At 51.9% G+C, this 15,802-nt stretch carries 17 protein-coding genes and 1 pseudogene; 8 read left to right on the forward strand and 10 right to left on the reverse strand.

Features of this window, described 5'->3' with window-relative positions:
* From N0B36_RS06570 to N0B36_RS06580, 3 genes are all read right to left on the reverse strand, one after another.
* Positions 1-714, reverse strand: coding sequence for a hypothetical protein (locus N0B36_RS06570; RefSeq protein ID WP_235117146.1), 714 nt, complete (start codon positions 712-714; stop codon positions 1-3).
* A 129-nt stretch (positions 715-843) separates the two neighbouring features.
* Positions 844-1,173 carry a hypothetical protein gene (locus tag N0B36_RS06575; protein WP_235117145.1) on the reverse strand — a complete coding sequence of 110 codons (330 nt, stop codon included), beginning with the start codon at positions 1,171-1,173 and terminating at the stop codon, positions 844-846.
* Positions 1,174-1,230: 57 nt separating this feature from the next.
* A complete protein-coding gene (locus N0B36_RS06580; protein ID WP_259686208.1) occupies positions 1,231-1,806 on the reverse strand; it encodes a host specificity factor TipJ family phage tail protein in 576 nt (191 codons plus the stop codon).
* A gap of 24 nt (positions 1,807-1,830) precedes the next feature.
* On the opposite strand from N0B36_RS06580, the pseudogene N0B36_RS06585 reads away from it, so the two are divergent.
* Positions 1,831-2,271, forward strand: a pseudogene (locus N0B36_RS06585) (site-specific integrase); the annotation flags it as partial.
* Positions 2,272-2,297: 26 nt separating this feature from the next.
* Here the strand turns inward: N0B36_RS06585 and N0B36_RS06590 are convergent.
* The 3 genes from N0B36_RS06590 to N0B36_RS06600 all read right to left on the reverse strand — a co-directional run bounded on the left by N0B36_RS06590 (position 2,298) and on the right by N0B36_RS06600 (position 3,859).
* A complete protein-coding gene (locus N0B36_RS06590) occupies positions 2,298-2,744 on the reverse strand; it encodes a YcgN family cysteine cluster protein (protein WP_016153373.1) in 447 nt (148 codons plus the stop codon).
* Positions 2,745-2,836: 92 nt separating this feature from the next.
* Complete coding sequence (locus N0B36_RS06595) at positions 2,837-3,496, reverse strand: fumarylacetoacetate hydrolase family protein (protein WP_016156786.1); 660 nt, start codon at positions 3,494-3,496, stop codon at positions 2,837-2,839.
* Positions 3,497-3,565: 69 nt separating this feature from the next.
* Complete coding sequence (locus N0B36_RS06600; RefSeq protein WP_016153375.1) at positions 3,566-3,859, reverse strand: YcgL domain-containing protein; 294 nt, start codon at positions 3,857-3,859, stop codon at positions 3,566-3,568.
* Between the two features lie 126 nt (positions 3,860-3,985).
* On the opposite strand from N0B36_RS06600, the gene minC reads away from it, so the two are divergent.
* Genes minC through minE form a run of 3 tightly spaced genes read left to right on the forward strand, consistent with a single transcriptional unit; the run spans position 3,986 to position 5,799 of the window.
* Positions 3,986-4,693: a septum site-determining protein MinC gene (gene minC / locus N0B36_RS06605; protein WP_259686209.1), complete on the forward strand. Its 708-nt coding sequence runs from the start codon at positions 3,986-3,988 to the stop codon at positions 4,691-4,693.
* A gap of 23 nt (positions 4,694-4,716) precedes the next feature.
* Positions 4,717-5,529, forward strand: coding sequence for a septum site-determining protein MinD (gene minD / locus N0B36_RS06610; protein WP_003020956.1), 813 nt, complete (start codon positions 4,717-4,719; stop codon positions 5,527-5,529).
* A 3-nt stretch (positions 5,530-5,532) separates the two neighbouring features.
* A complete protein-coding gene (gene minE, locus N0B36_RS06615) occupies positions 5,533-5,799 on the forward strand; it encodes a cell division topological specificity factor MinE (protein WP_001185666.1) in 267 nt (88 codons plus the stop codon).
* A gap of 85 nt (positions 5,800-5,884) precedes the next feature.
* Here the strand turns inward: minE and N0B36_RS06620 are convergent, their stop codons facing one another.
* Positions 5,885-6,802 (reverse strand): LysR family transcriptional regulator, encoded by a 918-nt coding sequence (locus N0B36_RS06620; RefSeq protein WP_049282150.1) that lies wholly within the window; start codon positions 6,800-6,802, stop codon positions 5,885-5,887.
* 103 nt (positions 6,803-6,905) lie between these two features.
* On the opposite strand from N0B36_RS06620, the gene N0B36_RS06625 reads away from it, so the two are divergent.
* From N0B36_RS06625 to N0B36_RS06640, 4 genes are all read left to right on the forward strand, one after another.
* Positions 6,906-7,988: a tartrate dehydrogenase gene (locus tag N0B36_RS06625; protein WP_065554710.1), complete on the forward strand. Its 1,083-nt coding sequence runs from the start codon at positions 6,906-6,908 to the stop codon at positions 7,986-7,988.
* Positions 7,989-8,243: 255 nt separating this feature from the next.
* Entirely contained in the window at positions 8,244-9,845 is a 1,602-nt protein-coding gene (locus N0B36_RS06630; RefSeq protein ID WP_016153380.1) for a BCCT family transporter, read from the forward strand.
* Between the two features lie 45 nt (positions 9,846-9,890).
* On the forward strand, positions 9,891-11,015 hold the full coding sequence (yeaW, locus tag N0B36_RS06635; RefSeq protein ID WP_259686215.1) for a carnitine monooxygenase, oxygenase subunit YeaW: 1,125 nt from the start codon (positions 9,891-9,893) through the stop codon (positions 11,013-11,015).
* A 70-nt stretch (positions 11,016-11,085) separates the two neighbouring features.
* Positions 11,086-12,051 carry a PDR/VanB family oxidoreductase gene (locus N0B36_RS06640; RefSeq protein WP_200047021.1) on the forward strand — a complete coding sequence of 322 codons (966 nt, stop codon included), beginning with the start codon at positions 11,086-11,088 and terminating at the stop codon, positions 12,049-12,051.
* 49 nt (positions 12,052-12,100) lie between these two features.
* On the opposite strand, the gene rnd is transcribed toward N0B36_RS06640, so the two are convergent.
* The 3 genes from rnd to N0B36_RS06655 form a co-directional block, all read right to left on the reverse strand.
* The gene (gene rnd, locus N0B36_RS06645) at positions 12,101-13,216 is read right to left on the reverse strand and encodes a ribonuclease D (RefSeq protein WP_259687138.1); all 1,116 of its coding nucleotides are present in this window, start codon (positions 13,214-13,216) and stop codon (positions 12,101-12,103) included.
* 84 nt (positions 13,217-13,300) lie between these two features.
* Complete coding sequence (gene fadD / locus N0B36_RS06650; RefSeq protein WP_141875278.1) at positions 13,301-14,986, reverse strand: long-chain-fatty-acid--CoA ligase FadD; 1,686 nt, start codon at positions 14,984-14,986, stop codon at positions 13,301-13,303.
* Between the two features lie 204 nt (positions 14,987-15,190).
* Entirely contained in the window at positions 15,191-15,775 is a 585-nt protein-coding gene (locus N0B36_RS06655; RefSeq protein WP_259686216.1) for a Slp family lipoprotein, read from the reverse strand.
* Positions 15,776-15,802: the final 27 nt, after the last annotated feature.

A 15,802-nucleotide genomic window follows, 5' to 3' on the forward strand; every position in this document is an offset into this window, starting at 1 on the left:
CTATCTCTTCAACAAGAGCACCAACACTAGGAGAAGTAAATGTAGCCCCAGCGGTATACACAGCATGATCATACATCCGTCCATTGTGTTGCCCTGAATGCGGATATTTCTCATATTACCGCCAACACATGAGCCAGGAGAGTCATAGAAAATGCAGTCAAATATCAGAACCCCACCTAGTGAGTATCTGTGATCTGACCATGAGACATTAGGTACTGGAGTTTTAACTCCATCAGGAGTGTTATCGTAAGGTTCTGCATTTGTCGGACATACGTCTATATATCGTGTTTGGTCAGGTATAGATGTACCTGATCCAGAGACCCCAACCTCCATATTCCTTGCATTTCCATCAAACCGTAAACCATGAATAGAAATGTTACCGCTAGCTCCTGAGGCAACCAGCAACAAATTTGAACGGTCCTGAGTAGGATCAATATCCGTAGTAGAACCAGACATAAAATATGATCTCTGGCTTCTTACAATAGTTGCCCCACCATCCCCCCAGAATGATGTAATTCCAGTCCACAGATTTACTTTCTCATCAAAAACGTAATCCCCTCGAGGAAGAAATATACCACACCCTTTTTCTGCTGCCTCATTAGCAGCCAACTGAACAGCCCGATCAACGAAAACACTTCTGTCACGATTCAAAACTGATAATAATTCATTTTCGCTCATGTATTTAGTAGCCAAAATACTAGGAGTATTTTCCACGTACTCCGCTAGCGTACCATACCGTGTATTCACAAGAGATCCGTCACCATTCTGCAGATCAGAACGCAATGCCGTATCACCGACGTTAATCCACGCCCCTGGTCCAATGCCACCCGTAGACTCAGGTGTTTAATTTTCCGGCACCACTTTAGGCCCACTAGCGAATGAACCGGTCCATTTGTAATATGAGTTATCAGCTGGATTGAACAGAACTTCGTTTGGAGTAGATACCGTGGCCCCCGTGGTAAATGTCACTCCAGAAAGCGTGACATACCCAAAGGCGTTCATAACTTGTTGAGCGAGGTAATTGATACCTTCAATCGTGTAATGTTTATTGCCAAAGCGATCGGTATAGGTCCATCCTTGAGAGGTAACGAACTCGTCAATTTTCCCTGCGTTGAACTTCAGGTTGCGAGGCGATTCACTCGGTACTGCATCTTGAGTTGGTTCCGTAGCCATATTATTTCCATAAAAAACCCGGCGCTATGGCCGGGTTGTGCTGTGAAAGTTGGTGTTCTATTCGTAGATCTTGTCGCTGTACTCAGCGAGAGTTAATGCGGTACTCCCCTTTCCATCTGGTTGCTTAGCAGTGACAGTCCATCGCCCGGAATCAAGCGCCTCTGAGGTAGCAATTGCGTATCGCGAAGGTGACTGAACGTCGAAGCCGTCATAAAGGTTGAGAGTGATAGCGGGAATTTCAGCAGTGAATCCGAATGGCGTGTCTGCGCGTGGTGATGCTGGATAGCGCGCCGTAGTCGCCCCCATCGAGTCGGTTATCTGAACGAACATCGATCCGGAGAAGGTGATCCTCTCATTGGTTTCAAAGTCATTACCGGTACGCGACACGATGTAGCCAGCCTGCTGATTGGTGTCGTATGTATCTGGCACCTGGACCATATCCCCGTTATTCACCCATTCTCCGTCAGCGAGCGCTGTGACAGACATCGTCATGCGGGAGTAGATAAGTCGGCGGCACTCACGCAAGGCGCGCTCATTGGCCTGGAAGCGGTTCCTGATATACAGCAACTCGAACTTCTTCGCCTTTGTCGGCTGCCCTTCAACAAGGCTGTTTCCATCTACCCGGTACCGCACGTAGTCCTGTTTGTTGGTGACAGGGCTATCGAGGCACTAAAAATCCAGATGGCTTATACCAGAATGGGAAAACAACATCAGATAGACGTTCACCTCAGAGAGTTTGGCAGAACTCGCCGGGATGAATGCACATTTTTTTTTGTTCCCAGGCTAACAGCCAGGAATGGTAAAGGAGATGAATGGTACTCGCCCGGGTCATTCTCAGGAACGTGGAACAACATATTAAGAAGGAGCGGGATTCCTCACCGCAAGTCATATGAGTCTCGACACACATATGCTTGCTGGGCATTAAGCGCGGGAACCAACCCCAACTTCATTGCAGCTCAAATGGGTCATACGTCGGCACAGATGGTTTACAGCGTTTACGGTAAATGGATGTCAGACAACAATGACAACCAACTGGCAATATTGAACGCTAATTTGGGAGGCAATGCCCCACAGATGCCCCATGCTCAAAATAAGTAGACATAAAATCCTTTAACCTCATGACGTTAATCAGCCCATGAAGGTTTGTTCAGGATATGATCCTGCCAGTCACGCACTTCCGACTCTTTCACCGCAATATGACGAACTGAGATACGTTCACCGTGCATCGCCGCTTTTGATCCTGTCAGCAACGGGTGCCACTCCGGCAGCCCTTTTCCTTCTGCGAGCAGACGATAGGCGCAGGTCATCGGCAACCATTCAAAAGTCGGCAGATTATCACGCGTCAGTTTGATGCAGTCAGGCTCGTACTCGAATCGACGTTCGTAATTACGACACTGGCAGGTTTTAATGTTGAGCTGACGACAGGCGACGTTGGTAAAGTAGATTTCGTCTGTGTCTTCATCCATCAGCTTATGCAGGCAGCATTGACCGCACCCGTCACATAATGACTCCCACTCGGCATCGGTCATTTCATCAAGGGTTTTACTTTGCCAGAAAGGTATGTCGCTCATCAGGGTTTCCGCTATTGCAATAAAGCTGCACCTTATAACCAGTCTGGCACGCTGATGCAAGTTTTGCCGCCCGAAAAGGCGGCAAGCAGAGATTACAGCACGCGGGTTGTTAGCGTTTGACCGTGAAAACTGATGGCCAGTTCGTCGCCGCTGCTTAAAGGTCCCACGCCTGCTGGCGTTCCCGTTAGCACCACATCGCCCGCTTTGAGGGTAAAGAAACGGCTCATATAAGCAATCAAGGGAACGATGTGATGGATCATGTCCGCCGTGGAGCCGTGCTGGCGAGTTTCACCGTTGACCGTTAATCCAAGCATCGTATCCTGCGGATCGCCGTTAAATTCCGCCACCGGAATAAATCCAGACAGCGGGCAAGAGTTATCAAAACCCTTCGCTTTTTCCCATGGCTGCCCCGCCTTCTTCATTTTGCCCTGAATATCGCGCAGGGTCAGATCCAGCGCGACACCATAACCGGCGATGGCTTTACGCACATGATCTTCTGTCGCTTGCCGCAGGGTCGCGCCAATCAGCACAGCCAGCTCAACTTCATGGTGGACAGACCCCATATCAGATGGGATCACCAGCGGCTGGCGCAAATCGCACAGCGCGGTTTCCGGTTTAATAAACAGAACCGGTTCTTCCGGGGTAGTTCCACCCATCTCTTTAATATGGTTGGCATAGTTACTCCCTACGCAAACCACCTTACTCACCGGATAATCCAGCAGAGCACCATGCCAGTTGTGATGTTGATACATTACTTTCCCCTAACGTAGTCATAGATTTCAGGTACTGCATCGATGGAACGTGCTGCTGCCGGATGCAGTTTAACGTTTAGCGTCTGGTGTATTTTGTTTTGCCGCTGCCAGATGCTGTTTAAGTAAATCTTCTGGCGGCGGGGGTATTTGTAAATAATAGCCCTGCTCGGTCAGGGCCTGTTTTACTTTTTCAAGATCGGCATTAACTAATTTTTTACGCCCATCAAGCGGTAACATCATTGCCAGCGTCGGCTGACCAAATCCTCTCATCAGTTCTTCAGGAACGCGCGAGAAATCGTCTTTTTTTTCGACATATAAATAGGTCTGGTCACGTTTGCTGCTTCGGTAGATCACACAAAACATATCTTTTACTCTGAATTCACGGAATGGTGGCTTGCCTCAATATAATACTGACTATAACATGCCTTATAGTCTTCGGAATATCACCCCGCGCTGGGGATGATAAATAGCAAATTGAGTAAGGCCAGGATGTCAAACACGCCAATCGAGCTTAAAGGCAGTAGCTTCACCTTATCAGTGGTTCATTTACATGAAGCAGAACCCGAGGTTATTCGTCAGGCGTTGGAAGACAAAATCGCGCAGGCACCGGCTTTTTTAAAACATGCTCCCGTGGTGGTTAACGTGAGTGGTCTTGAAAGCCCGGTAAACTGGTCAGCGCTGCAGAAAGTTGTCGCGTCTACCGGATTGCGCATTATTGGCGTTAGCGGATGCAAAGACGCCAGACTAAAGGCAGAAATCGACGAAATGGGTCTTCCTTTACTGACTGAAGGTAAAGAAAAAACTATTCGTCCTGCGCCTGTTGAGGTCCCGGCTCCCGTCGCTTTGCCGCAAAACGTTACTCCCATCACAAAAACACGATTAATAAATGTGCCGGTTCGTTCCGGTCAGCGCATTTATGCTCCACAATGTGATCTGATTGTTACAAGCCACGTCAGTGCGGGCGCAGAGCTTATCGCTGATGGCAATATTCATGTTTATGGAATGATGAGAGGCCGTGCGCTGGCAGGTGCAAGCGGCGATCGTGAAGCGCAAATTTTTTGTACCCATCTGACGGCAGAACTGGTGTCTATCGCAGGTGTTTATTGGCTGAGTGATAAAATCCCAGCAGAATTTTATGGCAAAGCGGCCCGTCTGCAATTAGCAGAGAACGCTTTGACAGTTCAACCGTTGAATTAATCCCTTTTTAACAAGGAATTTCTATGGCACGCATTATTGTTGTTACTTCGGGTAAAGGGGGCGTTGGCAAAACCACCTCCAGCGCGGCCATCGCTACAGGTTTGGCCCAGAAGGGAAAGAAAACTGTCGTTATTGATTTTGATATCGGCCTGCGTAACCTCGATCTGATTATGGGTTGTGAACGCCGCGTCGTTTACGACTTCGTCAACGTTATTCAGGGCGATGCGTCGTTAAATCAGGCGTTAATCAAAGATAAGCGTACCGAAAATCTCTTTATTCTTCCGGCCTCACAGACTCGCGATAAAGACGCGCTGACGCGTGAAGGCGTCGCGAAAGTTCTGGACGACCTGAAAACGATGGAATTCGATTTCATCGTCTGCGACTCCCCAGCGGGTATTGAAACCGGCGCGCTGATGGCCCTGTATTTTGCCGATGAAGCGATTATCACCACTAACCCGGAAGTCTCCTCTGTACGTGACTCTGACCGTATTCTGGGTATTCTGGCGTCGAAATCTCGTCGTGCGGAAAACGGTGAAGATCCGATTAAAGAGCATTTGTTGCTGACGCGCTACAACCCCGGCCGCGTAAATAAAGGTGACATGCTGAGCATGGAAGACGTACTGGAAATTCTGCGAATCAAGCTGGTTGGCGTGATTCCTGAAGATCAGTCAGTCCTGCGCGCGTCTAACCAGGGTGAGCCGGTTATTCTCGACATCAATGCTGATGCCGGTAAAGCCTATGCTGATACCGTAGACCGTCTGTTGGGAGAAGAACGTCCTTTCCGCTTCATTGAAGAAGAGAAGAAAGGTTTCCTCAAACGCCTGTTCGGAGGATAAGTTATGGCATTACTGGATTTTTTTCTCTCGCGGAAAAAGAGCACAGCGAACATCGCTAAAGAGCGACTGCAGATTATTGTTGCGGAACGTCGTCGTAGTGACGCCGAGCCACATTATTTACCGCAACTGAGGAAAGATATTCTCGAGGTTATCTGCAAGTATGTACAAATTGATCCCGAAATGGTCACCGTACAGCTTGAACAAAAAGACGGCGATATTTCTATCCTCGAACTTAACGTGACATTACCTGAAGCTGAAGAGTCTAAATAACGGCTTTGCTCAGTGAGTTATAGTTGCAAAAAAGGCAGATTATTCTGCCTTTTTTATTTTCAGTTTCTTGCCAGCTGTTGCGGATTTATTCCAAAGTAAACTTTGGATAGTTTTCGGCAAAATAGCGGCGCAAATACTCAACCGTAATACGGATTTTTGCCGACGTCGCCAGCCGAGAAACATAAACCGCCCATATATTTGCTGGTTGATAATACTCGGGCAATACGTGTACCAGATGTCCACCGGCAATGTTGTCGCAAACGTCCCACCACGAACGCAGGGCAATTCCCTGCCCATCAAGACACCACTGATGTACCACTTCGCCATGATTAGACGACAGAGGCCCCGTAACTTTAATTGAGTGAGCACCCTCTTTATTACGCATTTGCCAGATGCCAAACGGATGGTCGCGCTCTTTGATAACCAGACAAGGAAAAGTGGAGAGATCGTTGAGTTGCTTCGGCGTCCCGTGCTGCGCCACAAATTCCGGCGAGGCACACAGAATACGGTAGTTAGTCGCCAGCTTACGGGCAATCAGGTTCGGCGCGATATCATCCCCGATACGAATATCAAGATCGACGCCCTCATTCACCATATCCACCAGGCGGTCTTCAACATCGAACCTCAGTTCTAGCTGCGGGTACGCTTTTGCCAGCGCAGACAGCGCCGGAGCCACCACCCGACGGCCAAAGCCAAAGCTACTAATAATACGTAGCATCCCCTGCGGGATCTGCCTGGCATCCGACAACTCGTCCATCATCTGATCGACATCCTGCAGGATCCGCTGCGCCCATTCGTAGATCCGCTCCCCCTCTTCCGTGATGGTTACACGCCGCGTTGTCCGGTGCAGCAGCACCACGTTCAGCGTCTGCTCCAGCAGGGCTACTCGCTTACTTATAAAAGCCGGTGATACACCCAGTTCCACGGCAACGGCGGCAAATCCTGCCCGACGGGCAACCAGCATAAAGACGCGTAAATCATTTAGCAGCGGCAGATTATTCATGATCTGTGTTTTATGTTTCACCAGTTAGGGGGATTAACTCTTAATCAGTCAATTATAGGATAAGGGGAAAGTCAATTTTGATGGCGTACAAGTGAGAGCTGCTATGAAGAAAACCTGTCGTATTGCCGCTATCCCCGGAGATGGCATTGGTAAAGAAGTGCTGCCTGAAGGCATTCATGTGTTACAGGCAGCCGCCGAGCGTTGGGGGTTGTCGCTCAGCTTTGAGCAAATGGAATGGGCCAGCTGCGAGTACTACACCCATCACGGCAAAATGATGCCGGATGACTGGCATGAGCAGTTGCAATCCTTTGATGCTATCTATTTTGGCGCCGTTGGCTGGCCGGACACCGTACCGGACCACATCTCTTTATGGGGCTCGCTGCTTAAGTTTCGCCGTGAATTCGACCAGTACGTCAACCTGCGTCCGGTACGCCTGTTCCCGGGAGTCCCTTGCCCACTGGCGGGCAAGCAGCCAGGCGACATTGATTTCTACGTCGTACGCGAGAACACCGAGGGAGAATACTCTTCTCTCGGCGGACGCGTGAGTGAAGGGACGGAACACGAGGTGGTTATCCAGGAGTCGGTCTTCACCCGTCGCGGCGTAGATCGTATATTGCGTTACGCCTTCGAGCTGGCGCAAAACCGCCCGCGCAAAACCCTGACCTCGGCGACCAAATCCAATGGTCTGGCCATCAGCATGCCTTACTGGGACGAGCGTGTTGAAGCAATGGCGGCTAACTATCCTGAGATCCGTTGGGATAAACAGCATATCGATATACTGTGCGCCCGCTTTGTGATGCAGCCGGAGCGCTTTGACGTTGTGGTTGCTTCCAACCTGTTCGGCGACATCCTCTCCGATCTGGGTCCGGCCTGTACCGGGACGATTGGCATCGCGCCTTCTGCCAACTTAAACCCGGAACGCACCTTCCCGTCCCTGTTCGAGCCGGTGCATGGTTCGGCCCCCGATATTTACGGAAAAAACATCGCCAACCCGATTGCCACTATCTGGGCTGGCGCCATGATGCTGGACTTCCTTGGCAAGGGTGATGCCAACTATAAGGCTGCCCACGACGGTATTCTGGCGGCAATTGAGCACGTTATTGCCAGTGGCCCGAAAACGCCGGATATGAAAGGCTGCGCCACCACGCAACAGGTGGGAGAAGCCATCTGTCAGGCACTACGTTAGAGGTCAAACCACGAAATATGAGCCGCGTCACTGACGCGGCTTTTTTATGCGTTTTGTGGAGCCAATAACCTGCGCTAATTCACCTTTTATTATTTCCGTTCCGTGTTTTATTGCTTCACGCATCGGGTAATTGTTTAATTCATGTAAAGAACAAATAATAAAATTGTTAAATATAAAGTAACTCATTCTACCCCTACAGCATGATAACAACGACAGGCTAATGCCATACGCGGGCAACTGTGCCCAGGAGATCCCATGTTGAGCAACGTCAAGAAAAAAGACATGCCGCTGATAGCCATCAGCCTGGTGGCTATTCTTTTCATCGCCGCCACACTTAGTCTCTTCCCTCAGCAGTCTGCACAAGTCGCAAATACCCTTTTTAACGGCGTTACCCGGATGCTGGGTTCCGCCGTGCAGATCCTCGTTCTGATGGCTATGGGTCTGGTCGTCTGGCTGGCTACCAGCAAATACGGCAACATCCGTCTGGGAGAAGGTAAAGCGGAATACAGCACGCTCTCCTGGCTGTTTATGTTTATTTGCGCTGGATTAGGCTCCTCCACGCTCTACTGGGGCGTTGCTGAGTGGGCCTATTATTACCAGACCCCGGGTCTGAATATCGCGCCGCACTCGCAAAAAGCGCTGGAATACAGCCTGCCCTACTCCTTTTTCCATTGGGGGATCAGCGCATGGGCGACCTACACGTTGGCCTCATTAACCATGGCCTACCACTTCCATGTGCGTAAAAACAAAGGACTGAGCCTGTCCGGGATTATCGCCGCCATTACCGGCGTGCATCCGCAGGGCGTCTGGGGTCGCCTGGTTGACCTGATGTTCCTGATCGCGACAGTTGGCGCGTTAACTATCTCTCTGGTCGTCACCGCAGCCACCTTTACCCGCGGTTTGTCTGCCCTGACGGGGTTACCGGATAACTTCACGGTGCAGGCGTTTGTGATCCTGTTCTCTGGCGGCATTTTCTGCCTGAGCTCCTGGATTGGCATCAATAACGGTTTGCAACGTCTGAGCAAAATGGTCGGCTGGGGGGCATTTTTACTGCCGCTGCTGGTGCTGATCGTCGGCCCGACCGAATTCATCACCAATAACATCATCAACGCCATCGGCCTGACGACACAAAACTTTTTGCAAATGAGCCTCTTCACCGACCCGCTTGGCAACGGTGAGTTCACCCGTAACTGGACAGTGTTCTACTGGCTGTGGTGGATCTCCTACACGCCGGGCGTGGCAATGTTTGTCACTCGCGTATCCCGTGGTCGCAAAATCAAAGAGGTTATCTGGGCATTAATCCTCGGTAGCACTGTTGGCTGCTGGTTCTTCTTTGGCGTGATGGAAAGCTACTCCATTCACCAGTTTGTGAACGGCGTGATCGACGTACCGCAGGTTATGGCGACGCTGGGCGGTGAGACGGCCGTACAGCAAGTGTTGATGTCGTTGCCTGCCGGGAAACTGTTTCTGGTGGCGTATCTGGCGATCATGATTATATTCCTCGCCTCACACATGGATGCTGTGGCCTACACCATGGCGGCTACCAGCACGCGCAACCTGCAGGAAGGGGAAGATCCGCAGCGCAGTCTTCGTCTGTTCTGGTGCGTGGTTATCACCCTGATCCCATTATCAATTTTGTTCACCGGCGCGTCCCTGGAAACCATGAAGACCACGGTGGTTCTGACCGCTCTTCCATTCCTCGCCATCCTGTTGGTGAAGGTTGGCGGTTTTCTGCGCTGGGTACGGCAGGACTATGCCCACGTTCCTGCGCATCAAATTGAAAGTCATATTCCCGAAGCGCCAGTTGACGTCCCGGTCGCGCCACCGGCCGGGACACTACTCAAAGGCGACAATTAAGCGCCAGTACAAAAATCCTCTTACTCACAAATTAAAGGTATTCCAATGAGCAATCTGAGCCCTGAGTTTATTCTGCCGCAAAATTTCTGTGCCAACCCGCAGGATGCCTGGACTATCCCGGCCCGGTTTTATACCGACCATCAGGCTTTCGAACACGAACAAGAAAAGGTGTTCGCTAAAAGCTGGATTTGCGTCGCCCACAGTAGCGAACTGGCGAAACCCAATGATTATGTTACCCGAGAAGTGATTGGCGAGAATATCGTGCTGGAACGTGGGCGCGATAACGTGCTGCGGGCATTCTACAACGTCTGCCCGCATCGCGGTCATCAGCTGTTGAGCGGCGAGGGGAAAGCGAAAAATGTGATTACCTGCCCTTACCACGCATGGGCATTCAAACTTGACGGCAATCTGGCGCATGCGCGTAACTGCGAAAACGTCGCCAACTTCGACAGCGAAAAAGCGCAACTTACACCGGTACACCTGGAAGAATATGCCGGATTCGTGTTTATAAACATGGATCCGAACGCGGGCAGCGTGGAAGAACAACTCCCTGGTCTTGCAGACAAAGTTATCGAAGCCTGCCCAGACGTGCATGACCTGAAACTTGCTGCACGTTTTACTACCCGTACCCCAGCCAACTGGAAGAATATCGTCGATAACTATCTGGAGTGCTACCACTGCGGTCCGGCCCATCCAGGTTTTTCCGACTCGGTCCAGGTTGACCGTTACTGGCATACCATGCACGGCAACTGGACGCTGCAATACGGTTTCGCCAAACCTTCAGAGCAGTCATTTAAGTTCGAAGAAGGGGTTGATGCCGCCTTCCACGGTTTCTGGCTGTGGCCGTGCACCATGCTCAACGTGACGCCAATCAAAGGCATGATGACCGTTATCTACGAATTCCCGGTAGATGCGGAAACCACGCTGCAAAACTATGACATCTACTTCACCAACGAAGAGCTGACCGAAGAGCAGAAACAACTGATCGAATGGTATCGCAACGTCTTTCGTCCTGAAGATTTACGTCTGGTTGAAAGCGTACAAAAAGGGCTGAAATCGCGCGGGTATCGCGGCCAGGGACGCATTATGGCGGACACCAGCGGCAGCGGCATCTCCGAGCATGGCATTGCCCATTTTCATAATCTGGTCGCCCAGGTTTTTCAGGAATAACCCGGGGCTTTTACGACAGGTTCCGGCGCGTCGCTGAGGCGCGTCGGACAGATTTTTTAGGGAGGCCGCAATGTCTGATTATCAAATGCAAGAAGTCCGGGTCAGCCGGATTGAGACGATTACCGCGCAGGTAAAATGCTTCACCTTAACGGCGACCTCAGGCCAGCCGTTGCCTGCGTTTCAGGGTGGCAGCCATATTATCGTGCAGATGCGCGATGGCGAGAACCTGTACAGCAATGCGTACTCGCTGATGAGTTCACCACGCGATACGCGCGCCTATAAAATTGCCGTACGCCTGGAGGAAGCGTCCAAAGGCGGCTCACGATACCTGCATCAAAACGTGAAGCCCGGCGACACGCTCACGATCTCCACACCAAATAATCTCTTCGCCCTCGCCCCTCAGGCGCAAAAACATCTGTTGATTGCCGGAGGTATCGGCATCACACCGTTTTTATCGCAACTCCCGGAGCTGGAACAATCTCAGATGCAATGGCAACTGCACTATTGCTCTCCCAGCCAGGAGACCTGCGCGTTTCATGACGAACTCATGCAACACCCCAGCGCCGATCGCATTCATCTGCACCTGTCGAACGCAGGCACCCGCCTCGATTTAGCCCGTCTGCTGGCAGATGTTGAACCCGGCACGCATATCTATACCTGTGGCCCTGCGGTGCTCAACGATGCTGTCAGAGAAGCGGCTTCCCGCCTTGGGCTGGACAGCAATACGCTACATTTCGAACAATTTGCCGTGGAAGAGAAAGGCGGCGACGCCTTCACTCTGGTGCTGGCGCGTTCCGGGCGCGAGTTTGTGGTCCCGGAAGAGATGACCATTTTGCAGGTTATCGAAAATAACAAAGCCGCCCGGGTTGAGTGCCTGTGCCGGGAAGGTGTTTGCGGCACCTGCGAAACGACGATTCTGGAAGGGGAAGCGGATCACCGCGATCAGTATTTCAGCGACGACGAAAAAGCCAGCCAGCAAAGCATGCTCATCTGCTGCTCGCGCGCCAAAGGTAAGCGCCTGGTGCTCGATCTGTAGCGTTGCGCAGGCCGGGTCAGCAAACGCGCGACCCGGCGAGCCTGGTGACTTACTGCGGGTATTCCTGCAGCAGCGCGTTGAGGCGATCGGACATCAATTCGCCACGCCAGCCGGAAACCAGCTCAGGCAGGGATTGCTGCGGCTTTAATTTCCAGTGCCAGTTGAGCAACTGGTTGATCTGGCGACGCGAAGCAAGCAGTTCGACGCTGAGATTATGTTCCGCACTCACCTCGGCAACCAGCGCTTTGATGGCTTTGAACGCCTTGCGATACCCTGGCATATCCATCAAATTCAGCAGCGGCTGCGGCAGCGACTCTTCCGGTAAAGCCTGTGCCTTTTCCACCAGGGCGATCAGCGTTTTACCGTGGAAACGAATTTCGCTCCCGGAAAGACCCAGGCTATCCAGTTCACCCAGGCTGCCCGGCATATAACGCGCCACCGCCCACAGGTGCTCTTCACGCACCACGAAGTTTACCGCCAGATCGCGCTCGCGTGCTTTACGCAGTCGCCAGTCGACAAGCAATTGCAGGCAGGCTAGCTGACGGGTGCGCAGTTGCCATGCGTTGGTGATGTCACGCCAGGCGTCTTCTGGCGCCAGAATCTCCTGGCGACGCTGTTGCATTAACCGGCATTCGTCCAGCGCGGCTGGCAGCCAGCCGCTGGCTTCGGTTTCAGCCATCAGTTTTGTGGTGATCGGTAACAGATACCAGACGTCAGCCGCCGCGTATTCGCACTGACGCTCGGTCAGCGGTCTGGCCAGCCAGTCGGTACGCGATTCGCTTTTGTCGAGCGCCACCCCCGTAAACTCTTCCACCATCGAGGCGAAGCCCCACGACAGCGGACGACCGCAAAACGCAGCCAGGATTTGTGTGTCAATTAACGGCTGCGGAAGTTCGCCAAAAGCGTTGAGAAACACTTCAAGGTCTTCACTTCCCGCATGCAGGAATTTGGTGATGGCGGTATCACGCAGAATATCGCGCAGGGGCGACCAGTCGGTGATCCCTAGTGGATCAATCAGAGCAACGTGTTTGCCATCAAAGAGTTGGATCAGCCCCAACTGCGGATAATAGGTACGTGTGCGAACAAATTCGGTATCCAGGGCTATCGCCGGAAATTCACGGACGGCTTCGCACAGCGTGGCTAACGCGTCGTCCGTGGTGATCATTTGATAATTCAAATCGTGCTCTCTTAGGTTTGCGCCAAAAAAAACGCCGGTTTACCCGGCGTTTTCTGCTGGCTGACTTAACGCTCAGCCTTTATTGTCCACTTTGGCGCGCGCTTCGTCACGTAATTCTCGTCGCAAAATTTTACCGACGTTAGATTTCGGCAATTCGTCGCGAAACTCCACCAGCTTCGGTACTTTATAGCCCGTCAGGTGACGACGGCAGAAAGTGATAAGCACCTCATCAGTTAACGAGGCATCTTTCTTCACCACGAAAATTTTCACCGCTTCACCGCTGCTGCCCGACGGAACGCCGACCGCAGCCACTTCCTGTACGCCAGGATGTTGCATAACCACGTCTTCAATTTCATTTGGATAGACGTTGAAGCCGGACACCAGGATCATATCTTTCTTACGATCGACAATACGCAGGAAGCCTTCATCATCCATCACCGCAATATCGCCGGTGTGCAGCCAGCCGTCTTTAACGATTTCGTCGGTGGCGTCTGGTCGCTGCCAGTAGCCCAGCATCACTTGCGGACCTTTCACGCACAGTTCGCCCGGTTCTCCCGGCGGCACTTCGTTATCGTCGTCATCCACCAGTTTGACCTCGGTGGAAGGAACCGGTAACCCGATACTGCCGCTGTGGTAGTCGATATCATGAGGGTTGACGCTCACCAGAGGGGCACACTCCGTCAGGCCATAGCCTTCCAGCAGATACTGACCGGTCAGCTTTACCCAACGTTCAGCTACCGCCTGTTGAACCGGCATCCCGCCGCCAGCCGAAAGGTGCAGTGACGAGAAGTCCAGTTGTTGGAACTCTTTGTTATTCAGCAGCGCGTTAAACAGCGTGTTGACGCCGGTCATGGCGGTGAACGGATACTTCGCCAGCTCTTTTACCAGTCCCGGAATATCACGCGGGTTGGTAATCAGCAGGTTTTGACCGCCCAGCTCAATAAACAGCAGACAGTTCATCGTCAGCGCAAATATGTGATACAGCGGTAGGGCCGTCACCACCAGTTCTTTACCCGGATGCAGCAACGGGCCATACGTGGCGTTAACCTGCTCAAGGTTAGCCAGCATGTTACGGTGCGTAAGCATCGCGCCCTTAGCCACACCGGTAGTCCCCCCGGTATATTGCAGGAACGCCAGATCTTCCGATACTACTTCGGGTTTCACATATTGCATGCGATAACCGTTTTGCAGCGCGCTACGAAAAGAGATGGCATCCGGCAGGTGATATTTCGGTACCAGACGCTTGATATACTTGACGACAAAGTTAACCAAGGTCCCTTTGGCGGTCGACAGCTGATCCCCCATACGCGTCAGGATCACGTGTTGCACCGACGTTTTGTCGACGACTTTTTCCAGCGTGTGGGCAAAGTTAGACACGATGACAATCGCCGACGCGCCGCTGTCGTTGAGCTGATGTTCCAGCTCGCGAGGCGTGTACAGCGGGTTCACGTTCACGACGATCATGCCGGCACGTAAAATCCCAAACAGTGCGACCGGATATTGCAGCAGGTTCGGCATCATCAATGCGACGCGATCGCCCTTCTTCAGCCCGAGTCCCTGTTGCAAATAGGCCGCAAATGCCCGGCTACGCTCTTCAAGCTTGCGGAAGGTCATCACCTCCCCCATGTTTACAAACGCGGGCTGATCGGCATACCGTCTTACTGAGTGTTCAAAGAGTTCCACCAGGGATTGATAACGGTCAGGATTGATCTCCGCAGGAACACCAGCGGGATAACGGTTAAGCCAAACCTTTTTCAATACATCACCTCTAAAATGCGTATTCGTCGTCATCACAACCCCAGGCAATAAACAAACTGTTAACATAATATTAACTCAGCGTACCAGTTTGTTTATTACACAACGACAAGGTTGCGAAGCACGTCACTATTTATTTTTCTTATATCCACGTTAATGCAGAAACAGCGGACGAGCCGCTGTTTCTTTTACTCATAAAACAAAGAGTTACTCAGTTACTATGGTCTGAACCTGTGCCGGGCCGGGATTGTACCATCCCCATCCGCCGTAGCCACCGTAAGGCCAGCCACGCGCACCGTAGAACCAGGGGTCGATCGGCTGAGGCGGCATAACAATTTGCTGAGTAATATGCCAGCGTTTATAGCCAGTTACCTGCATCAGCATGAATTTATACGGTGTATTACCGATTTTTCCATCCACAGTACCGGTAATCGGACCGACGACGGTAACCAGTTGACCGCGGAAGTCCACCGGGTCGAGGAAACCATTTACATCAGCATAAATTCGCCCGCGGGAGGCTTCGCCCAGCACCGGTCGCGCCCCGCTATCAAGAAGAACAGTGGCAATTTCCAGACGGGATTTCCCCTGCTGGTTCTGAATATCCACCACTTTACCGCCGAAACGCGCTTCCTGTCCGACATACAGCTGTGGCGCATTCATCACCCGGACCAGATCCTGCTGCGGCGTAGGGCTCGAACCTTTAATCGCGTCCGGGATGGTGACACAACCGCTAAGCATTAACGCGAATGCGCCCGCCAACACACCTTTCAATAACTGCTTTTGCACCGCCATATTGCGACTCCCTTTTCTTAGCTTCTG

Source organism: Citrobacter sp. XY323 (genome assembly GCF_025106035.1).
GTDB classification, from domain to species: Bacteria; Pseudomonadota; Gammaproteobacteria; order Enterobacterales; family Enterobacteriaceae; genus Citrobacter; species Citrobacter braakii.